Source organism: Paraburkholderia terricola (assembly GCF_003330825.1).
GTDB lineage: Bacteria > Pseudomonadota > Gammaproteobacteria > Burkholderiales > Burkholderiaceae > Paraburkholderia > Paraburkholderia terricola.
In genome coordinates this window covers 2,191,553-2,212,643 of sequence record NZ_CP024941.1, presented here as the reverse complement: position 1 = coordinate 2,212,643, position 21,091 = coordinate 2,191,553, and the positions used below count along the sequence as shown (strand labels likewise).

The 21,091-nt window shown below is 63.6% G+C and carries 19 protein-coding genes; 13 read left to right on the top strand and 6 right to left on the bottom strand.

The features are described from left to right. Positions 1-196: 196 nt before the first annotated feature. The 7 genes from CUJ90_RS09895 to CUJ90_RS09865 all read left to right on the top strand — a co-directional run bounded on the left by CUJ90_RS09895 (position 197) and on the right by CUJ90_RS09865 (position 6,908). Entirely contained in the window at positions 197-937 is a 741-nt protein-coding gene (locus tag CUJ90_RS09895; RefSeq protein ID WP_114162581.1) for a GntR family transcriptional regulator, read from the top strand. 314 nt (positions 938-1,251) lie between these two features. Further along, positions 1,252-2,742: an NCS1 family nucleobase:cation symporter-1 gene (locus CUJ90_RS09890; protein WP_073428076.1), complete on the top strand. Its 1,491-nt coding sequence runs from the start codon at positions 1,252-1,254 to the stop codon at positions 2,740-2,742. Positions 2,743-2,769: 27 nt separating this feature from the next. Beyond that, positions 2,770-3,636, top strand: a complete 867-nt coding sequence (locus CUJ90_RS09885; RefSeq protein WP_114162580.1) for an aspartate/glutamate racemase family protein — start codon at positions 2,770-2,772, stop codon at positions 3,634-3,636. Between the two features lie 207 nt (positions 3,637-3,843). After that, positions 3,844-4,794 (top strand): allantoinase PuuE, encoded by a 951-nt coding sequence (gene puuE, locus CUJ90_RS09880; RefSeq protein WP_114162579.1) that lies wholly within the window; start codon positions 3,844-3,846, stop codon positions 4,792-4,794. Continuing rightward, positions 4,791-5,312: a 2-oxo-4-hydroxy-4-carboxy-5-ureidoimidazoline decarboxylase gene (gene uraD, locus CUJ90_RS09875; RefSeq protein ID WP_114162578.1), complete on the top strand. Its 522-nt coding sequence runs from the start codon at positions 4,791-4,793 to the stop codon at positions 5,310-5,312. The genes puuE and uraD overlap by 4 nt, the downstream gene beginning before the upstream one ends. Positions 5,313-5,385: 73 nt before the next feature. Then, on the top strand, positions 5,386-6,396 hold the full coding sequence (alc, locus tag CUJ90_RS09870; RefSeq protein WP_114162577.1) for an allantoicase: 1,011 nt from the start codon (positions 5,386-5,388) through the stop codon (positions 6,394-6,396). After that, on the top strand, positions 6,396-6,908 hold the full coding sequence (locus CUJ90_RS09865) for an ureidoglycolate lyase (RefSeq protein ID WP_073428122.1): 513 nt from the start codon (positions 6,396-6,398) through the stop codon (positions 6,906-6,908). The genes alc and CUJ90_RS09865 overlap by 1 nt, the downstream gene beginning before the upstream one ends. 112 nt (positions 6,909-7,020) lie before the next feature. On the opposite strand, the gene CUJ90_RS09860 is transcribed toward CUJ90_RS09865, so the two are convergent. From CUJ90_RS09860 to uraH, 4 genes are all read right to left on the bottom strand, one after another. Next, on the bottom strand, positions 7,021-8,376 hold the full coding sequence (locus CUJ90_RS09860) for a type II toxin-antitoxin system HipA family toxin (protein ID WP_114162576.1): 1,356 nt from the start codon (positions 8,374-8,376) through the stop codon (positions 7,021-7,023). After that, complete coding sequence (locus CUJ90_RS09855) at positions 8,373-8,639, bottom strand: helix-turn-helix domain-containing protein (RefSeq protein ID WP_073428123.1); 267 nt, start codon at positions 8,637-8,639, stop codon at positions 8,373-8,375. Before CUJ90_RS09855 ends, CUJ90_RS09860 begins: the two co-directional genes overlap by 4 nt. 245 nt (positions 8,640-8,884) lie before the next feature. After that, the gene (locus CUJ90_RS09850; protein ID WP_114162575.1) at positions 8,885-10,078 is read right to left on the bottom strand and encodes a urate hydroxylase PuuD; all 1,194 of its coding nucleotides are present in this window, start codon (positions 10,076-10,078) and stop codon (positions 8,885-8,887) included. A 199-nt stretch (positions 10,079-10,277) separates the two neighbouring features. After that, positions 10,278-10,631, bottom strand: coding sequence for a hydroxyisourate hydrolase (gene uraH, locus CUJ90_RS09845; protein ID WP_114162574.1), 354 nt, complete (start codon positions 10,629-10,631; stop codon positions 10,278-10,280). Positions 10,632-11,168: 537 nt separating this feature from the next. Here uraH and CUJ90_RS09840 point away from each other — a divergent pair. Further along, positions 11,169-12,557 (top strand): 8-oxoguanine deaminase, encoded by a 1,389-nt coding sequence (locus CUJ90_RS09840; protein WP_114163511.1) that lies wholly within the window; start codon positions 11,169-11,171, stop codon positions 12,555-12,557. Between the two features lie 71 nt (positions 12,558-12,628). Here CUJ90_RS09840 and CUJ90_RS09835 read toward each other — a convergent pair whose 3' ends face one another. Next, complete coding sequence (locus CUJ90_RS09835; RefSeq protein WP_073428085.1) at positions 12,629-13,561, bottom strand: LysR substrate-binding domain-containing protein; 933 nt, start codon at positions 13,559-13,561, stop codon at positions 12,629-12,631. A 250-nt stretch (positions 13,562-13,811) separates the two neighbouring features. On the opposite strand from CUJ90_RS09835, the gene CUJ90_RS09830 reads away from it, so the two are divergent. The 4 genes from CUJ90_RS09830 to CUJ90_RS09815 all read left to right on the top strand — a co-directional run bounded on the left by CUJ90_RS09830 (position 13,812) and on the right by CUJ90_RS09815 (position 18,747). Then, positions 13,812-15,413, top strand: coding sequence for an ABC transporter ATP-binding protein (locus CUJ90_RS09830; protein WP_114162573.1), 1,602 nt, complete (start codon positions 13,812-13,814; stop codon positions 15,411-15,413). 44 nt (positions 15,414-15,457) lie between these two features. Then, complete coding sequence (locus tag CUJ90_RS09825) at positions 15,458-16,564, top strand: ABC transporter permease (protein WP_114162572.1); 1,107 nt, start codon at positions 15,458-15,460, stop codon at positions 16,562-16,564. Between the two features lie 78 nt (positions 16,565-16,642). Continuing rightward, positions 16,643-17,572 carry an ABC transporter permease gene (locus CUJ90_RS09820; protein ID WP_114162571.1) on the top strand — a complete coding sequence of 310 codons (930 nt, stop codon included), beginning with the start codon at positions 16,643-16,645 and terminating at the stop codon, positions 17,570-17,572. A gap of 68 nt (positions 17,573-17,640) precedes the next feature. Beyond that, the gene (locus CUJ90_RS09815) at positions 17,641-18,747 is read left to right on the top strand and encodes a BMP family ABC transporter substrate-binding protein (RefSeq protein WP_073428089.1); all 1,107 of its coding nucleotides are present in this window, start codon (positions 17,641-17,643) and stop codon (positions 18,745-18,747) included. A 147-nt stretch (positions 18,748-18,894) separates the two neighbouring features. On the opposite strand, the gene CUJ90_RS09810 is transcribed toward CUJ90_RS09815, so the two are convergent. Further along, entirely contained in the window at positions 18,895-19,101 is a 207-nt protein-coding gene (locus CUJ90_RS09810; protein ID WP_073428090.1) for a dodecin, read from the bottom strand. Positions 19,102-19,391: 290 nt separating this feature from the next. Between CUJ90_RS09810 and CUJ90_RS09805 the strand changes: the two genes are divergently transcribed. After that, the gene (locus tag CUJ90_RS09805) at positions 19,392-20,984 is read left to right on the top strand and encodes an ABC-F family ATPase (protein WP_073428091.1); all 1,593 of its coding nucleotides are present in this window, start codon (positions 19,392-19,394) and stop codon (positions 20,982-20,984) included. Positions 20,985-21,091 lie beyond the last annotated feature (107 nt).

Genomic DNA, 21,091 nt, shown 5'->3' with positions numbered 1-21,091 from the left:
TGTTGACAAAACTGGCCGTCAATAGACGGCCATTCCCTCGCTCAATTAAACGCCTACTCAAAGCAGCGCGGGCCAAGCGTGGCGCGCCGCCGGCCTGTCGCTCGTCCCGACCTTCCGGATTGTCCCTATTCAAGATAAAAATTGTTGACAATCTTTATGTCCATCCTATGATGACCAACATACCGAGACGCACATCATGTCCGACACAGATTCCGCCGCCGCGAGTCATTCGAAGCCCGAAGTCATCGCCGAGCGCATTCGCGCCGCGATCCTCGAGCATCGGCTTGCGCCCGGCGCCAAGCTGACCGAAGCCCAGTTATGCGAAGTCTTCGGCGTGAAGCGCGGTCCGATCCGGCAAGCGCTCGCGCAACTGGCCGCCGATCGTCTCGTCGATCTCGAACCGAATCGCGGTGCGTTCGTCGCGAGTCCGTCGTTGCAGGAAGTGCATGAGGTGTTCGAAATGCGCCGCATCATCGAACTGGCCGTGGTGGAAAAGATTTGCAGCGGCCACGGCGTGCGGCGCTTGAAGAACATCGGCGGCATGATCGGCCGCGAACGCAAGGCGTTCGAAACGCGTGATTTTCCGGCGTGGATTCGTCTGTCGGGCGAATTTCACACCGAGCTGGCCGGGCTCACCGGCAATACCGTGCTGTGCGACTGCCTGAACGGACTGGTGGCGCGCTCCACGCTGATTTCCGCGCTGTACGAGTCGCTCGGACGCAGCCCATGCTCGTTCGAGGACCACGCAGCGATTCTCGCCGCGCTCGACGCCGGCGATGCCAAGGAGGCGGCGGCGCTGATGGCGCGCCATCTGCAAAGCGTCGAGTTGAAGATGCTGGAGCGCCCCGCGCGCGGCGCGGCGGATCTGCATGAAGTGTTCGGCGCGCTCGACGGCGCGTCCAGGAACGAAGCCAAAGTGAAGTCGGAGCGAGGCTGAGGCGAGCGGTCGGCGTGCGCGCTTTGCTGGTGCGCGCCGCACTGAATTGAACTGAACCACACCAGTGTTGCAAGGCGGCTCGATGCGCGTGCTGCCGGCTTGCGCACGCGTGCGCCGCGAGCGGGTAGCGGCTTTCGAGCAACGAAGCATCGCCGGGAATCCGCGGTCCGAGGCGCTGCGATAAGCACAAGTGCATCAGTACGGAGACACCCGCGGCACGGCTGCCTGGATAGCGCCCGAGCAGGGCGCGACTGGCATGGCCGATGCAATGTCCTTCGATTCGCTATCGATGGTCCCTATCTCAAGGAGGAGTCATGGCTCAGTTCAGCGCAGCGCCCGGAAGTCCCGCAATTCCCCCAATCCCCGCTTACGAAGACGCCGGCGCGCCCGACGATTCGTCGATGCCGGCCGGCTACAGCGAGCGGCTGTATAACGAAGACCTCGCGCCGTTGCGTCATCAAACCTGGGGCGCGTACAACATCTTCGCGTTCTGGATGTCGGACGTGCACAGCGTCGGCGGTTATGTGTTCGCGGGCAGTCTGTTCGCGCTCGGCCTGACGAGCTGGCAGGTGCTGATCGCGTTGCTGATCGGCATCACGATCGTCAACGTGCTGTGCAACCTGATCGCCAGGCCGAGCCAGGCGAACGGCGTGCCTTATCCGGTGGCGTGCCGCGCGACCTTCGGCGTGCTCGGCGCGAATATTCCGGCGGTGATTCGCGGCCTGATCGCGGTAGCGTGGTACGGCATTCAGACCTATCTGGCTTCGAGCGCGCTGGTGATCGTGGTGCTCAAGTTCGTGCCGCAATTGCTGCCTTACGCCGACGTTCATCATCATGGCTTCATGGGTCTTTCGACGCTCGGCTGGGCCGGCTTCATGCTGCTGTGGGTCTTGCAGGCGCTGGTGTTCTGGCATGGCATGGAGACCATCAAGAAGTTCATCGACTTCGCCGGTCCCGCCGTCTACGTGGTGATGTTCATTCTCGCGGGCTACATGGTGTATCGCGCGGGTTGGCGCAACATCGGCATCAATCTCGGCGGCGTCAAATATCACGGCCTGCAAGTGGTGCCGGTGATGATCACGGCGACCTCGCTGGTGGTCTCGTACTTCTCCGGACCGATGCTCAATTTCGGCGACTTTTCCCGCTACGGCAAGAGCTTTCGCAGCGTGCAGCGCGGCAACTTCTGGGGACTGCCGGTCAACTTTCTCGCCTTCTCGCTGGTGACGGTGATCACGACCGCGGCCACGCTGCCGGTGTTCGGCGAACTGATCACGGACCCCGTCGAAACGGTGGGCCGCATCGACTATCCGACCGCGGTGATTCTCGGCGCCTTGACGTTCACCATTGCTACCATCGGCATCAACATCGTCGCCAATTTCGTCTCGCCGGCTTTCGACTTCTCGAACGTCGCGCCGCGTCTGATTAGCTGGCGCGCGGGCGGCATGCTCGCGGCGGTGGCGTCGATCTTCATCACGCCGTGGAATCTCTTCAACAACCCGGCCGTGATTCATTACACGCTCGACGTGCTCGGCAGCTTCATCGGCCCGTTATACGGCGTCTTGATCGTCGACTACTATCTCGTGAAGCGTCAGAAGATCGTGCTCGACGATCTGTACACCGTGGCGCCCACGGGCTCGTACTGGTATCGCAACGGCGTCAACTACCGGGCGGTGGCCGCGTTGCTGCCCGCCGCGCTCATCGCCGTGATCTGCGTGATGGTGCCGGCGCTCGACGGCATGGCGAATTTTTCGTGGTTCATCGGCGCGGGGTTGGGCGCGCTGTTCTATCGCTTGCTCGCACGCTGAGTGCGTGCAGACGCAACAGGAGTCGCTATGCGCATCAAACTGATCAACCCGAACACGACCCAACGCATGACGGATGCAATGGGCCGCTGCGCGCGTGACGTCGCGGCGCCCGGCACCGAAGTGATCGCCGTGAATCCGACGATGGGGCCGCCGTCGATCGAAGGCTATTACGACGAGGCGCTCGCCACGCCCGGCTTGCTCGCCGAGGTCATGGCCGGCGAGCGCGAGGGCTGCGACGGTTACGTGATCGCGTGCTTCGGCGACCCCGGCTTGTACGCGGCGCGCGAGTTGGCGCGCGGTCCGGTGATCGGCATCGCCGAGGCGGCGATGCACGCGGCAAGCGTGCTGGCGCCGGGTTTTTCCGTCGTGACCACCCTTGCGCGCACCTGCGGCATGGCGTGGCATCTCGCCGAACGCTACGGCATGAAGCGTTTTTGCCGCAACGTGCGCGCGACCGACGTGGCCGTGCTCGATCTCGACAAGCCTGGCTCGGCGGCGCGCCGCATCATCCTCGACGAATGCCGGCGCGCGCTTGCGGAAGACGGGTCCGACGCGATCGTGCTCGGTTGCGCGGGCATGGCCGAACTGTGCGCGGAAATCGAGGATGCGTTGGGTGCGCCGGTGATCGAGGGCGTGACGGCCGCGGTCAAATGGACCGAAGCGCTGATCGCGCTGCGTCTGTCGACAGCCAAGCGCGGCGACTATGCGCGGCCGCTGGCCAAGCGCTACGACGGCGCGCTGGCGTCGTTCAGCCCCAGCGGGGACGACGTGAATGCGCAACCGGCGCGCGGTCCTGCCGGGGTCTCTCTGGTCGATGCGCAAGAGAGTGCGGAGACCGCCGGTTTGCTGCGGGTAAACACGGGCGAACCGGGCGAGCACATACATTCAGTCTGACACGCACTATCTGCCGGGCTGTATGGGCGCGTCGGAGCGTTTTCGCTACACTGGTTCCACTCGTCGCGGGTGCGCGAAATGCTTTTGCCGCTGTTTTCCAGCGGTATTTGCGCGCCGCGCCAGCGTCAGCCGCCTGCTCGCCGCACGCTGGCTCACGCGATAATCCAGCGCGACTTTCATGTACCGTCACCACGCATCCGTCAAACCATGCCACTCGACCCGAACTACCCACGCGATCTGATCGGCTACGGCCGCCACCCGGTGCAGGCGAACTGGCCGGGGCAAGCGCGCGTCGCGGTGCAATTCGTCCTGAACTACGAAGAGGGCGGTGAAAACTGCGTGCTGCACGGCGATCCGGGCTCGGAGCAGTTCCTGTCGGAGATCGTCGGCGCGGCGTCTTTTCCGGCTCGTCACATGAGCATGGAGTCGATCTACGAATACGGCTCGCGCGCCGGCGTGTGGCGCATCCTGCGCGAATTCGAAAAGCGCGGCTTGCCTCTCACGGTGTTCGGCGTCGGCATGGCGATCGAACGCAATCCCGAAGTGGCGCGCGCCTTCGTCGAACTCGGTCACGAGATCGCCTGCCACGGTTATCGCTGGATTCACTATCAGGACATGTCGCCGGAGAAGGAGGCCGAGCATATGCGTCTCGGCATGCAAGCGATCGAGCGCGCGACCGGCGAGCGGCCGCTCGGCTGGTACACCGGGCGCGACAGTCCCAACACGCATCGTCTGGTGGCGGAATACGGCGGCTTCCTGTACGACTCCGATTACTACGGCGACGATCTGCCGTTCTGGATGGAGGTCGACGTAACGGGCGGCGCGAAGGTGCCGCAACTGATCGTGCCGTATACGCTCGACACCAACGACATGCGCTTCGCCAGCCCGCAAGGCTTCAACACCGCGGACCATTTCTTCACGTATCTGCGTGACGCATTCGACGTGCTGTACGAAGAAGGCGACGAAGCGCCGAAGATGCTGTCGATCGGCATGCACTGCCGCCTGCTCGGCCGCCCAGGGCGCTTTCGCGCGCTGCAACGTTTTCTCGATCATCTCGAACAGCACGATCGCGTCTGGGTGACGCGGCGCGTCGACATCGCGCGGCACTGGCGCGACCATCATCCTTATCAACCGGGCGGCCGCGGAGCGGCGGCATGAAGGCGATGCACTACACCCTGGCGCAACTCAACCGCATTCCAGCCGACGCGTTCGTCGCGGCGCTGTCGGGCATTTTCGAGCACTCGCCGTGGGTCGCGGAAATCGCCGCGCGGCAGCGGCCGTTCAGCAGCATCGACGAAATGCATCGCAAGATGTCCCACATCGTCGAAACGGCCGGCGAGGAGAAGCAGCTCGCGTTGATCAACGCTCACCCGGAACTCGCGGGGAAAGCGGCGGTGCGCGGCGAACTGACGGCCGAGTCGACGCGCGAACAAAGCGGCGCGGGGCTCGCTCAATGCACCCAGGAGGAATTCGACAAGCTGGTCGCGCTCAATCGCGCGTATCGCGTGAAGTTCGGTTTTCCGTTCATTCTCGCGGTGCGCGGCTATGACCGCCACGGCATCATCGCGAACTTCGAGGCACGCGTGAACAACAGCCGCGCCGACGAACTGCGCGCGAGCCTCGATCAGATCTACCGCATCGCACGTTTGCGGCTCGACGATCTGATCGACGCGTAGATCGTTAAGCGCGCGTCGCGATCCTCGAACCGAAACGTTTTCCCGGCATCAACCAACACCAAGGAAGATAAAGATGGCACTCCCGATTCTCGACCCTAACGCACCGGAATTCACGCGCCGCTATGTGAACCTGGCGGACCCGCGTCTGGGCGCGCAGGCGCTCGAGGCCAGCGACGAATTCTTCGCACCGAAGGAACGCATGCTGAATCCCGAGCCGGCCGTCTTCATTCCGGGCAAGTACGACGACCACGGCAAGTGGATGGACGGTTGGGAAACGCGCCGCAAGCGCGCCACCGGCTACGACTGGTGCATCGTGAAGCTCGCACGCGCTGGCGTGATCAAGGGGCTCGACCTCGATACCAGCCACTTCACGGGCAACTTTCCGCCTGCGGCTTCCGTGGAAGCCGCGCGCGTGACCGACGGCGTGCCGAACCAGTCGACACAATGGACCGAAATCGTTCCGTCCACCACCTTGCAAGGCAACAGCCATCACTATCACGAAGTCAGCGACGCGAATGCGTACACGCATTTGCGCGTGAACATCTATCCGGACGGCGGCATCGCGCGTCTGCGCGTGTACGGTCAGCCGCAAGTCGACTGGGCGGGCGCGAGCCGCACCGAGCAGTTCGATCTGGCCGCGATGGAAAACGGCGCGTATCTGGTCGCGGCGAACAACCAGCACTTCGGCGCGGCCTCGACGATTCTGATGCCGGGCCGTGGCGTGAACATGGGCGACGGCTGGGAAACGCGCCGCCGCCGCGAACCGGGCAACGACTGGGCGATCGTCGCGCTGGCGCAGCCGGGCGTGATCAGGAAAATCGAAGTGGATACGGCCCACTTCAAGGGCAATTACCCCGACCGCTGCTCGATTCAGGCCGCGTACGTGACGGGCGGCACGGACAGCTCGCTCGTCACGCAAGCGATGTTCTGGCCGGTGCTGCTGGGCGAACAGAAGCTGGAGATGGACAAGCAGCATGACTTCGAAAGCGAAATCGCCGCGCTCGGTCCTGTCACGCACGTGCGCTTTAACATCATTCCGGATGGCGGCGTGTCGCGTCTGCGTCTGTGGGGCACGCTCGCATGATGAAAACGCTGGCGATCGAACCGTTGACCAAGGAAGCGTTCGCCGCATTCGGCGACGTCATCGAACTCGAAGGCGCGAAGCAGATTCCGATCAATCTCGGCACGACGATCCGCTATCACGATCTCGCGAAAGTGGACGTCACCGACGAGAACGGCCGCACGCTGGTGAACCTGTTTCGCGGACAGCCGCGCACGTTGCCGTTCGAGGTGACGATGCTGGAGCGTCATCCGCTAGGCAGCCAGGCGTTCGTGCCGCTGAACGACAAGCCGTATCTCGTGGTGGTGGCGCCGGCGGGTGAACTCGACGCGCAGCGGATTCGCGCATTCGTGACGAGCGGCTGGCAGGGCGTCAATTATGCGAAGGGCGTTTGGCATCATCCGCTGATCGCGCTGGGCGAGGTGAGCGACTTCATCGTCGTGGATCGCGGCGGCGAGGGGCTCAATCTGAATGAGCAGGATCTGGCGGAATCGCTGTGGCTCACCGAGGATGCGTTGAGCGCGGTGACTGTTTGAAGCGCATTGCTTCGGCGCAGTGAGCGGGTTGTCGATGCTGATGCGAAAGCCCACGGCGCAGGCCGTGGGCTTTCGCTTTTGTGAGCGCAGGCGATGGATGGGATCGGCGTGTTCAGCCACGCTTGGCGAGTAGCGGTGAGCGCCCGATTACTTCACGCGCGCGTTCCGCCGGCTCAGGTGCGGAAAAGCCGGCGGCTTCGATCGCCGGTTTGAGTCCCTTGAACTGAAGGCTTTTTTTCGGTGATCGCAATGAGGTCATCCCGTCGTCCCATGCGTGCAGCATCTGCTTGGCGACGTTGCGCCATGGCGGCTCGTTGCGTGCCGCTTCGATCAACTCGTGACCGACTGCGACGGCCGAATCGCACAATGCTTCGACCATCTGCGCATATTGCCGCGGCGGAATCCCCATGCGGGTGTTGAAAAAACGCTCCAGTGTTTTGCCGGCCGCCCAGCTTTTGCGGCCGTCGATCGGAAGCCCCGGCGGGTTGGCGGCGAAACGCGGATAAGCCTGAGTCGTGACGATGTCGTAGACGGGCGTGAACGTGACGTCGTCCACCGACGTGTAGAGCAGCGCGATGTTCTTCGTATGACAGTCGGCGTTGCGCACGACATAGTTGGTCAGCAGATGCCAGCCGAGCCGTTCGAGTTGCTGCCGCATGCTGTCGCGATCGAGCAGATAGGCCTTCGCGGCATTGAGCATCTTTTCGCTGGTGGAGTTGTATTTCTCATGCGGCGGTAAGCCCAACAGGCCGCACAGGTCCTCGACACCATACGCCGGCAATCCGTGCGCATCCACGTCGAAACGTTCGACGATCAGCGCCCGGCCATCGTCCGACATCTGCGTACGCGCGACCGGCGCCACACCGAGCCGTTCGAGTACGCGCATCGAATGGAACTCGTTGAAGCCGAGAAACGGCGTGTTGTCGTCGGAGCCTTTGACGATATGGCGGCTCGTGCGAATCGTCGGTTTGCCCAGTGTCACCGGCATTGGCGTGGAGGTGCCGGGGGCCTGGGCTTGCGGCGCGATGAACTTCGGCACCGCGCCGGAAATGGCGGCGCGCGCGTAGTCGCGCACCAATGCGGCGAAATGCTCGGCCGTGTTGTCGCCGTGCAGAATATCCCGCACGTCCAGCGCTTGCAGGTCGGTGCCTGGCGGCATGCCCTCGGGTGTGACGGTGACGCGTCCGATCCCCATCGCGCCCACCACGGCCAGTAGCGAGAGATCGGTGCCGTCGAGCAAGGGCCCGAATTGTTCGCGAATCAGGTTCAGCAGATAACCTTCCGGCAGGTTCTGCCGGAAAAACGGATGCAGGTCGCGCGGCCAGCGCCACGCTTCTTCACGCACCGGCATGGTCAGGCTGACGAAGTCGGCGGCCGTCGCGTCGCGGTTGTATTTGAGGACATAGTCGTCACGCTCGCGAAACAGCGTGGCGACGTTCTTGCCCAGCACCTGGACGTCGAGCCTCATGAATTCTGATCCGGCATGCGTTGCTCGGCGAGGATGTCTTCGAGCGTGCGTGCGTGCCCATGCGCCACGACCTTGAGATCGTAGCCCGCCGCTTCGAGCAGGCGTACGAGGACGGACACGCTCATGTCGTTTTTAGCGAGCGTTTCCATGCGTGCGACCGTAGTGCGAGCAACACCGGCCCGGCGCGCCAGTTCTTCTTGCGAGAGCCTGGTTTCGCGCCGTATGGCGCGCAGCATATCGGAGACGTCAGCGAGATTGGTCATTTGTAGCCCCAAGGCCTCAATTTTCATCATTTCATCTTTATTGTAGCCCGTGAGCGACAAATCGTGGTCGAGAATTTGTATCTCAAGGGCTACAAACCAGCGGAGAAATTCGATTTTTGTGTCCCAAAGGCTACATTTATACGCAATGTCGCTGCGCAAATCCCAAAACAAAAATGGGTTCCCCGCTCGCGCGAAAAACCCGCCTCATACCTCACCGAAACCGGGCCTCCCGCCCGGCCATTCGACTACTTCACCGCACCGCCTTCGAACCACGCGGCGATCTTCATGCGCTCGTCGTCGGTCATGTGCGTGACGTTGCCGAGCGGCATCGCTTTCAACGTCACCGCCTGCTGATAAATCCGCTGCGCGTTCTGCGAGATTTCATCCGGCGTATCGAGCAGCACGCCGGCCGGCGCGCTGCCCATCATCGTCGGATGCGCCGAATGGCAGGCGGCGCAGCGCTGTTGCAGCACCGGCGCAATGTCGGCCACCTTGACCGCCGGCGCGTTCGCGGCCTGCGCTTGCGGCACCATCGGCTTGGGCATGGTCCAGAACAGCGCGCCGAACATCAGCACGACGCCGACTATCGGCAGATACCACAGCACCTGGCCGCGGTGACGCATCACGAAGAACTGGCGGATCAGCGCGCCGGCCAGCATGATGATGACGAGCACCGCCCAGTTGTACGGATGCGTGTAGGTCATCGCGTAGTGATTCGACAGCATCGCGAACACCACCGGCAGCGTGAAATACGTGTTGTGCACCGAGCGCTGCTTGCCGCGCTTGCCGTAGACCGGATTCGGCGTATCGCCCTTGAGCATCGCGTCGACCATCTTGCGCTGGCCCGGAATGATCACGAAGAACACATTGGCCGACATGATCGTCGCCAGCATCGCGCCCATGATGAGGTAAGCCGCGCGGCCCGCGAAGATATGGCACGCGAGCCACGTCGCGATCAGCACATAAGCGCCGACGCAGATGCCGAGCACCGTATCCCGGTTGCCGAGAATGCGGCACAGCGAGTCGTAGACGATCCAGCCCGCGGCGAGAAAGCCGAGCGCCGAGGCCACCGCGACCACCGGACCCATGTCGAGCACGTTCTTGTCGATCAGATAAGTCGTGGGCGAGAACAGATACAGCACGGTAAAGAGTGCAAAGCCCGACAGCCACGTGGTGTACGAGGGCCACTTCGACCAGTGCAGATCTTCCGGCATTTCCGGCGGCGCGACGGTGTACTTCTGCATGTTGTAGAAGCCGCCGCCGTGCACGTGCCACAGTTCGCCGAACACGCCGCGTTTGCGCTGGTTCGGGTCCTGCGGCGGTTTGAGGCTGTTGTCGAGCGCGACGAAATAGAATGACTCGCCGATCCATGCGATCGCGGCGACGACGTGGAACCAGCGAATCGCCAGATTCAGCCAGTCGGTGATAAAGCCTTCCATGAAACTCCTCCACTTCTGATTCGTTTTATCGCGCGACGACGCGAGTGCCTTGATTGCCTTTTCAGGGACCCGCCGAGCGCGGGTAATCGGCATGCAACGCGTGATCGCGCGGAATGCGGGGTGAAAGACGCGGTGCGCTCAGTTCGCACGGCGCCGTTGTTCTGGGCACGCGGATCGCACGTCCCCATGACGTGTTTCCTCAACTGCCTCGATACGTGCTGTACGACCACGGCGACACCAGCAGCGGCACGTGATAGTGCGCGGCGGGGTCGGCCACGCCGAAGCGCAGCACCACACGGTCGACGAAACGCGGCTCCGGCACCTTCGTGCCGATCGACGCGAAGTAATCGCCGGCGCCGAATACGAGTTCGTATTCGCCCGCGACGAGTGCGTCGCCTTCGAGCAGCGGCTGATCGCAGCGGCCGTCGCTATTGGTGAGAGTGGATTTGAGCGCGCGGCGCGTGTCGCCCGAGAGCGCGAAGAGTTCGACCTTGATGCCCGCGCCGGGACGGCCGTTCGCGGTGTCGAGCACATGGGTAGTGAGCTTTCCCATTCGCAATTTTCCTTATGTGAATGCGAGGTTTCGGCGGCGGCCCGATCCAGATACGGTTGCGGCGGATCGAGGCTCCACGTCAGTGGCTACATACCCGTCGGCGAAATGAAGCGAGCGCCGTGGCATCCATTGTAAAAAGCTTGTTCGTGTCGGTGCGCGCGAGATAGGAAAGATAATAGCTGGCGCATGACGGACACTCCGCTGAAAGCCGCCACGAGCCGTTTCGTTCGACCCGTGCAGTGGATTCGATCGTAGCGGGGCCAAAAAAGACCCACTATATCGCCGGCCTGAAGTTGGGTATCGCACCGGCGCGAGTTGTCAGCGTTATTTTGGCCGTCGAAGGTTACGGCTGTGCGCCGCAGCAAACGCGAGTCGAACCTTAGCCTAACCCGACTCACGCGCGGCGCCACCCGAAGACGGCGCAAACACGCTGGGTAACCGGGCCAACGGCGTTCGACGGAACGCGGCGGCACGGCGAGCGTGCCGTCGCATCGCGTTCGAACGGCTTTGCACGGCAAGCATGAAGCGGAGAAACGAATGACGATGGAGCAAGCGGTCAACGAGCCGAAAAGAACGATGCTGGTGAAGCACGCGGACGTACTGGTCACGATGGACGGCGCGAGGCGCGAACTGCGCGACGGCGGCCTGTATATCGAGGACAACCGCATCGTCGCGGTCGGCCCGACGGCGGAGTTGCCGCCAAGCGCCGACGAGGTGCTGGACATGCGCGGTCAACTGGTGATTCCGGGGCTCGTCAACACGCATCACCACATGTATCAGAGCCTGACGCGCGCGCTGCCCGCCGCGCAGAACGCCGAGCTGTTCGGCTGGCTGACGAGTCTCTACAAGGTGTGGGCAAACCTCACGCCGGAAATGATCGAAGTCTCGACGTTGACCGCGATGGCCGAGCTGTTGCTCTCCGGCTGCACGACCTCGAGCGATCACTTGTATATCTACCCGAACGGCAGCCGGCTCGACGACAGCATCGCGGCCGCGCGCCGGATCGGCATGCGTTTTCACGCGGCCCGCGGCAGCATGAGCGTGGGCCGCAAAGACGGCGGCTTGCCGCCGGATTCGGTGGTGGAACGTGAAGCGGACATCTTGCGGGACACGCAGCGACTGATCGAGACGTATCACGACGAAGGGCGTTACGCGATGCTGCGTATCGTGGTCGCGCCATGCTCGCCGTTTTCGGTGAGCCGCGATCTGATGCGCGAATCGGCGGTCATGGCAAGGCAATACGGCGTGTCGCTGCACACGCATCTCGCGGAAAACGTCAACGATGTCGCGTACAGCCGCGAGAAGTTCGGCATGACGCCGGCCGAATATGCGGAAGACCTCGGCTGGATCGGCCATGACGTTTGGCACGCGCACTGCGTGCAACTCGACGAAGCCGGCATCGAACTGTTCGCGCGCACCGGCACGGGCGTCGCGCACTGTCCGTGCTCGAACATGCGGCTCGCGTCGGGCATCGCGCCGGTCAAGCGGATGCGTCTTGCGGGCGTGCCGGTGGGATTGGGCGTCGACGGTTCGGCATCGAACGACGGCGCGCAGATGATCGCGGAAGTGCGTCAGGCGCTGCTGTTGCAGCGAGTCGGTTTCGGCCCGGATGCGATGACCGCGCGCGAAGCCCTGGAAATCGCGACGCTCGGCGGCGCGCAGGTGCTCGGTCGCGACGACATCGGCGCCTTGGCGCCGGGCATGGCGGCGGACTTCGTGTCGTTCGATCTGCGTCAGCCGCTCTTCGCGGGCGCGTTGCACGACCCGGTCGCGGCGCTGGTGTTCTGCGCGCCGTCGCAGGTGAGCTACAGCGTGATCGGGGGCAGGGTAGTCGTGAAGGACGGACGGTTGACGACGCTGGAACTCGGACCGGTCATCGAGCGGCACAACCGGTTGGCGCGGACGCTTTACGAAGCAGCGGCGTAAAACCGCAAGAACGGCAAGCGATGTTATCGGCATGCATGCAGCCTGGATGCCGATAACGGAGCGCCAGGGTTTCAGGGCTTGTCGATCAACGTCCGGGTCGCCTCGGCGACCAGACCGCGCAGCCAGCGTACTTCGTCGGAGTAGTGCACGCGTTCGTGCCACAACTGGTAGTACTGCATCGGCGGGAAATCGAGCGGGGCGGGCACCACGGTGAGCGGCAGGAACTTCGCGTAGTAGTCGGCAAAGAGACGCGTTGTCGTGAAGATCAGATCGGACTTGATGAGCACATACGGCGCCAGGTTGAAGTACGGCAACGTGACGACCACGTGACGCTTCAGGCGCTCACGCGCGAGGTGCACGTCGATCGCGCCGCGCTGGCCCACCGAATACGGAGTCGGCGCGAGATGCGGTGCATTGAGGTACTGGTCGAGCGTGAGCCCGCCGCGTTTGGCGAACGGATGCGCGTTGCTCATCAGGCAGACGATCTGATCGACGAACAGATTCGACAGATGCAATTGCTCCGGCGGCTCGGGCCAGTTGCCGACCACGATGTCGAGCTTGCCGTCTTCGAGCGCGAGTTCATAGTCGAAGGCGGGGCCGAGCGAATGGAATTCGAGCGTCGCGTTCGGCGCGGCCTGGCGAAAGCGTTCGACCACTGTCGGCACGAACAGCACGTTCAGGTAGTCCGGGCAGCCGATGCGATAGCAGCGGATCGAGGTCGCCGGATCGAAGTTGTGCTGCTGGAACTTGATGCGCTCGATTTCGCGCAGCGCGTTCTGCACCGGTTCGAGCAGGCGCAGGCCGTATTCGGTCGGCACCATGCCGGATTTGCCGCGCACCAGCAGCGGGTCGCCGGTGATGTCGCGCAAACGGCGCAGCGCGGCGCTGATGGCGGGTTGCGATTGATTCAGCTTGACGGCGGCGCGCGTCACGCTGCGCTCCATCAAGAGGGTGTGCAAGACGCGTAGTAGATAGGTATCGATCGCCTCGCGTTGCTGGCTCATGACTTCTCCGAAATATATGTTCTGGCTGATCGAATGGGCGTGTGGGTATATGCGTTTTAATATGGACGAAAAACCGCGTCAAGGGTGGCATACCCGCAAAGCAAGCAGTGGCGCGGGTTTGCGGGAATTTTGAAGGCTCGACTGAGTGGGTCGAATTAGGTATCGTCATCCGGTTGTGGTGACGGATCGTCTGCCGGCAAGGCGGGCGGACGCGTTGTAACCGGCAGTCACCGACGTACTACGGAAACACATGAGCGACTCTTCTTATAGCGACGGCGCCGCCGCGCAGCCGGCAACGACGCCGGAACAGGCGGCGCCCCGGCTGGTGCTCGAGGGCATCACCAAACAGTACCCGGCCGTGCGCGCCAACGACGACGTCACGTTGATCGTCGCGCCGGGTGAAATCCATGCCGTGCTCGGCGAAAACGGCGCCGGCAAGAGCACGCTGATGAAGATCATCTACGGCGCGGTGCGGCCCGACGCCGGCGAGATCCGCTGGGAAGGCGAGGCGGTCGAGATCGCGAGCCCGGCGGCCGCGCGCAAGCTCGGCATCGGCATGGTGTTCCAGCACTTTTCGCTGTTCGAGACGCTCACGGTCGGCGAAAACATCGCGCTTGCGCTCGACGAGCCCTTCGACCTGAAGACGCTGTCCAAGCGTATTCGCGAAGTCTCCGCCGATTACGGCCTCGACATCGACCCGCAGCGTCACGTGCATAGCCTGACGGTGGGCGAGCGGCAACGCGTGGAGATCGTGCGCTGTCTGTTGCAGAACCCGCGCCTGCTGATCATGGACGAACCGACTTCGGTACTCACGCCGCAAGCGGTGCGCAAGCTGTTCGAGACGCTGCGGCGGCTCGCCGCCGAAGGCTGCAGCATTCTCTACATCAGCCATAAGCTCGACGAGATCCAGGAACTGTGCGACACCGCCACCGTGATGCGCGGCGGCCGCGTGACCGGTCACGTGAAGCCGAAAGAGGAAACGCATGCGTCGCTCGCGCAGTTGATGGTCGGTCATTCGCTGCCGGATTACACGCGTCGTGAACACAAGCCGGGCGCGGTGCTGCTCGACGTGCAGCGGTTGTCGGTGACGAGCGACGATCCGTTCGGCACCTCGCTCGATAACGTGTCGTTCGGCGTGCACGCCGGCGAGATTTTCGGCATCGCGGGCGTATCGGGCAACGGGCAGGCCGAATTGCTGTCGGCGCTCTCGGGCGAAAAGCGCGGTGTGCGCGCCGATGCGGTCACGATTTGCGGCAAGGCGGCGGGGCGGCTCGGCGCGGGCGCGCGGCGCGCGCTCGGCTTCGGCTTCGTGCCGGAAGAGCGGCTGGGCCGCGGCGCGGTGCCGGCGATGACGCTGTCGGAGAACGCGCTGCTCACCGCGCATCGGCAGCAGATGGTGAACTCCGGCTGGATCAAGGCGGGCGCGATGCGCGCGTTCGCGAGGCGCTGCATCCAAGCCTTCGACGTGCGCTGCGGCGGCTCGGAAGCGTTGGCGCAAAGTCTCTCCGGCGGCAATCTGCAGAAATACATCATGGGCCGCGAGATATTGCAGTTTCCCAAGGTGCTGGTGGTCGCGCAGCCGACCTGGGGCGTGGACGTCGGCGCGGCGGCGTTCATTCGTCAGCAGTTGCTGGATTTGTCGGCGCGCGGCGTGGCGATCCTGGTGATCTCCGAGGAACTGGAGGAACTGTTCGACATCTGCGACCGGATCGCGGTGCTCGCGCGCGGCAAGCTCTCGCCGGTGCGCGCCACCGGCGCGACCAACGCCGAGGAAATCGGCCGCTGGATGGCGGGCCTGTTCGGCGACCGCGAGGGCGCGGCGCCTTCGGCGGAACAGCCGGCGCACGCCTGAAGCGAATCGGCACGGCCAGAACCCAACATAACGACACGCTACCCATGATTCTTCCGTATCGACTCGAAGCGCGCACCACGCCCTCGCGCGCGATGCAGCTTGCCGTGCCGCTGATCGCCGCGTTGCTCACGCTCGCGATCGGCTTTCTGATCTTCGGCCTCGTCGGCCGTGATCCGCTGCAGGCAATGCACGCGTTTTTCATCGAGCCGCTTGCCAGCGTGAACGGCTGGTCCGAACTGCTGCTGAAAGCGTCGCCGCTGTGCCTGATCGGCCTCGGCCTCGCGATCGGCTATCGCGCCAACGTCTGGAACATCGGCGCGGAAGGGCAGATGCTGCTGGGCGGCATCGCCGCGAGCGGCGTCGCGATCTATTTCGATCAGGCCACCGGCTGGTGGATTCTGCCGACCATGATGGCGGCCGGCGTGCTCGGCGGCATGGCGTGGGCCGCGATTCCCGCGCTGCTGAAAAGCCGCTTCAACACCAACGAGATTCTGGTCAGCCTGATGCTCACGTATGTGGCGACGCAACTGCTGATCTATCTGGTGAGCGGCCCGTGGCGCGATCCGCAAGGCATGAATTTCCCGCTCTCCGAAATGTTCAGCGACGACGCGCTGTATCCGACTTTTTCCGGCGACTGGCACTGGAAATGGCTGCGCGGCACGCGTCTGAACGCGTCGCTGTTCGTCACGCTGATCGCGATTCCGCTCGTGTGGTTGTTCATGCGCAAGAGCTTCGCGGGCTACCGGATGAACGTCGGCGGTCTCGCGCCGCTCGCCGCGCGCTACGCCGGTTTCTCCGACAAGAAAACCATCTGGACGTCGCTGCTCATCAGCGGCGGCCTCGCGGGCCTCGCCGGCATGGGCGAGATTTCCGGCCCGATCGGCCAGTTGCAGGCCACGTGGTCGCCGGGCTATGGCTTCACCGCGATCATCGTCGTGTTCGTCGGACGGCTGCATCCGCTCGGCATCGTGCTCGCGAGCCTGCTGATGGCGCTGCTGTACCTCGGCGGCGAAGCGGTGCAGACCTCGATGCAGTTGCCGCAGGCGCTCTCCGGCGTGTTCCAGGGGCTTCTGCTGTTCTGCCTGCTGGGCGCCGACCTGTTCGTGAACTACCGCGTGCGCCGCCGTTCGCTGGCGCCGCAGGTTCACTGATCGGCTCACTCGCTCATTCGCCGATTGGCTCGCTGATCGGCTGACTCATTGGCTCACTGATTTTTCACGCCGGATCTCATGGATATTCAACAAGCCAGCGCGCTCACCTCGAGCGCCGTCACCGCCGCGATTCCGCTGATGTTCGCGGGCGCGGGCGAACTCGTCGCCGAGAAGTCGGGCGTTCTGAACCTCGGTGTCGAAGGCATGATGCTGATGGGCGCGGTGACCGGCTACGCGGTCACCGCGATCACCGGCAACCCGTGGCTCGGCGTGCTCGCCGCGATCGGCGCGGGTCTCGCGATGTCGCTGCTGTTCGCGTTCCTCACGCTCACGATGCTTGCCAACCAGGTCGCCACCGGCTTGTCGCTGACGATCTTCGGCATCGGCCTGTCCGCCTATGTCGGCAAGCCGTACACGTCGGCCGCCGTGCGCGAGACGATCGGAACATGGACCATTCCCGGCCTCTCGAAGATTCCGGTCATCGGTCCCGCGTTCTTCAGCCTCACGCCGCTCGACTATCTCGCGTTCCTGATGTTCGCCGTGATCGGCTGGTTCCTCTATCGCACGCGCGCGGGCCTCGTGTTGCGCTCGGTCGGCGAATCGCCGCAAGTCGCGCATTCGGTCGGCTTTCCGGTGGTCGGCGTGCGCTACGGCGCGGTGGCCTTCGGCGGCGGCATGGCAGGACTCGCGGGCGGCTATTACTCGATCGTCAATCTGCATTTGTGGCAGGAACAGCTCACCTCGGGCCGCGGCTGGATCGCGCTCGCGCTGGTGGTGTTCGCGACGTGGCGGCCGGGTCGTCTGCTGATCGGCGCGCTGCTGTTCGGCGCCGTGACGGGCCTGCAGTTTTACGCGCAGGCGATCGGCGTGCCCGTGCCGACGCAATTCCTCGCGATGCTGCCGTACGTCGCGACGGTCGTCGTGCTGGTGCTGATTTCGCGCAACCCGAACACCATTCGCCTGAATGCGCCAGCATCGCTCGGCAGGCCGTTTTTCTCGGCGGGCTGATTGCGCAGCGAGGCGCACGTTTCATTGATTCGACACACTCACATTCGACAGACACGACAGGAGAAAACATGAAGAGAAGCAATCTGCTGACCGCTTTCGCAGGGGGCGCGGCGTCGCTGGCGCTGGGGGCGGCGTTGAGCGCGCCGCTCGCGCAAAGCGCGCAGGCCGCGGAGGCGCCGGGCGTCGCGTTCGTCTACCTGGGCAATCCGGGCGATGCCGGCTGGACCTTCGCGCACGATCAGGGCTCGAAGGAAGCCGAAGCGAAGTTCGGCGGCAAGGTCAAGATCACCCGCATCGAGAACGTGCCCGAATCGGCCGACTCCGAGCGCGTGTTCCGCGATCTGGCGAACAAGGGCAACAAGATCATCATCGGTTCGAGCTTCGGCTACCAGGATTTCGAACTGAAAGTCGCGAAAGATTTTCCCGACACCGTGTTCCTGCACGCAACCGGCTACAAGAAGGCGCCGAACTTCGGCACCTACGACGTGCGCATGTATCAGGGCGCGTATCTGGCCGGCGTCGCCGCGGGCTACGTGACGAAGACCAACACGCTCGGCTTCGTCGCCTCGGTGCCGATTCCCGAGGTGATCCGCAACATCAACGCGTACACGCTCGGCGCGCGCTCGGTGAATCCGAAGGTGCATACCAAGGTCATCTGGATCAATAGCTGGTTCGATCCGGGCAAGGAGAAGCAGGCCGCTGAAACGCTGATCGGCCAGGGCGCCGACGTGCTGCTGCAAAACACCGATTCGAGCGCCACGCTCGCGACCGCATCGGCCAAGCACGTGCACGCGTTCGGCTGGGATTCGAACATGAAGAAGTTCGGGCCCGACGCGCACCTCGGTTCGGTGGTCGCGCACTGGGGCGTGTATTACAACGCGGCGATCCAGCAGGTGCTGGACGGCAAGTGGAAGAACGATCCGGTGTGGTGGGGGATTCCGCACAAGGCCGTGGATCTCGAAGACCTGAACACGTCGGCGCTGCCGGCCGACGCGCAGAAGAAGGTCGCCGCGAAGCGCGACGAACTGGCGGGCGGCAAGTGGGACGTGTTCGCGGGCCCGATCAAGGATCAGGCGGGCGCGGTGAAGGTGCCGGCCGGCAAGACGCTGACCGATCCCGAACTGCAACGTCTGAACTGGTATGTGGAAGGCGTGGACGGCTCGCTGCCGAAATAAATAAGCCAGGGGCTCGCGACCGACGCGCGTGGTGATCGGCGGGCAAGCGCTTTTAGCACGCTGTGCAAGGAGCTGCGTCCAATGCGGACGCAGCTTTTTTCGTTTCGGCGCTTCGAGTTTTGCGTTGCGGGTAGGCGCAACGCCGCGTTACTCGATACGCAAGCCGACCTTGATGGTCACCTGCCAGTAAGCGACTTTGTCGTCCTCGATCTGGCCCCGCGTTTCCGTGACTTCGAACCAGTGCAGGTTGCGCAAGGTTTTCGACGCTCTGGCGATCGCGGTGCTGATGGCGTCGTCGATCGATTTGGTCGACGAACCCGTGAGTTCGATCTGCTTGTAGACGTGGTCTGACATGAACTTCCTCCTTTCCTCTTCGTGGGTGTCCAAAAAGTATAGGCAACGGATCGCGCGCGCCGCCGGCACCGTTCGCCGTTCGAACGAGCGTTGTCGCACGTCGCGTACCCGATAAATGGGGCGGGTGGCGAACGCGAGGCCAGGCGGGCCATTCGCCACGCCTTCGTGGACGCGCGGCCCGCGCCGCGCGGCGCTGAGGCCCGGCCGCAGGCCGCGCGCGCAGGTTAAATTCGCGATAACCTGCTAAAATATGCGGTTTTTCGCCGATATCACATTCAAAGGGACGCGCCGTGCTGTCTACCGCCAATATCACCATGCAATTCGGGCCAAAGCCCCTCTTCGAGAACATCTCGGTCAAATTCGGGGAAGGGAACCGCTATGGCCTGATCGGTGCGAACGGCTGCGGTAAATCCACCTTCATGAAGATTCTCGGTGGCGATCTGGAGCCGAGCTCGGGCAACGTGATGCTCGAGCCGAACGTGCGCCTCGGTAAATTGCGCCAGGACCAGTTCGCTTATGAAGACGTGCGCGTGCTCGACGTCGTGATGATGGGCCACACCGAAATGTGGGCCGCGATGACCGAGCGCGACGCGATCTACGCGAACCCCGACGCCACCGACGACGACTACATGCACGCCGCCGAACTCGAAGCGAAGTTCGCCGAGTACGACGGCTATACGGCCGAGGCGCGCGCGGGTGAGCTGCTGCTCGGCATCGGCATCGCGATCGAAGACCACAACGGCCCGATGAGCAACGTGGCGCCGGGCTGGAAACTGCGCGTGCTGCTCGCGCAGGCGCTGTTCTCGAAGCCGGACGTGCTGCTGCTCGACGAGCCGACCAACAACCTGGACATCAACTCGATCCGTTGGCTGGAAGACGTGCTGAACCAGTACAACTCGACGATGATCATCATCTCGCACGATCGCCACTTCCTGAACCAGGTCTGCACGCACATGGCGGACATGGATTACGGCACGCTGAAGGTCTATCCGGGCAATTACGACGACTACATGCTGGCGAGCACGCAGGCGCGCGAGCGTCAGCAGAACGCCAACGCGAAGGCGAAGGAACGCGTGGCCGATCTGCAGGACTTCGTGCGCCGCTTCTCGGCCAACAAGTCGAAGGCGCGCCAGGCCACCAGCCGTCTGAAGATGATCGACAAGATCAAGATCGAGGAATTCAAGCCGTCGTCGCGGCAGAACCCGTTCATCCGCTTCGAGTACGAGAAGAAGCTGCACAACATCGCGGTGGTCGCCGAGCGCATCACGAAGAAGTACGAGCGCACCATCTTCAACGACTTCAGCATCAGCGTGCAGCCGGGCGAGCGGATCGCGATCATCGGCGAGAACGGCGCCGGCAAGACCACGCTGCTGCGCGCGTTGCTCGGCAAGCTGCAACTCGACCACGGCACCGTGAAGTGGGCCGAGAACGCGAACGTCGGCTACATGCCGCAGGATACCTACGAGGAATTTCCCGACGACGTCACGCTGATGGACTGGATCGACACATACCGCAAGGAAGGCGACGACGAGCAGATGGTGCGCGGCACGCTCGGCCGGCTGCTGTTCAATGCGGACGATATCCGCAAGTCGGTGAAGGTGCTGTCGGGCGGCGAGAAGGGCCGCATGATCTGGGGCAAGCTGATGCTGGGCCGCCACAACGTGCTGCTGATGGACGAGCCGACCAACCACATGGACATGGAGTCGATCGAATCGCTGCAAATCGCGCTCGACAAGTTCGAAGGCACGCTGATTTTCGTCTCCCACGACCGGGAGTTCGTGAGCGGACTGGCGAATCGCATCATCGAAGTGAAGACCAACGGCACGCTGAACGACTTTGGCGGCAACTATGAAGATTTCCTGTTGAGCCAGGGCGTGCAGTAAGGTTTTCAAGCCTCTCGCCCAGGCGTCATGTGACACAGCCAGGCCCGCTTCCTCGAAGCGGGCTTTTTTCATGGCCCGAAGATTGCGCACAGTCAGGCATCGTGGCG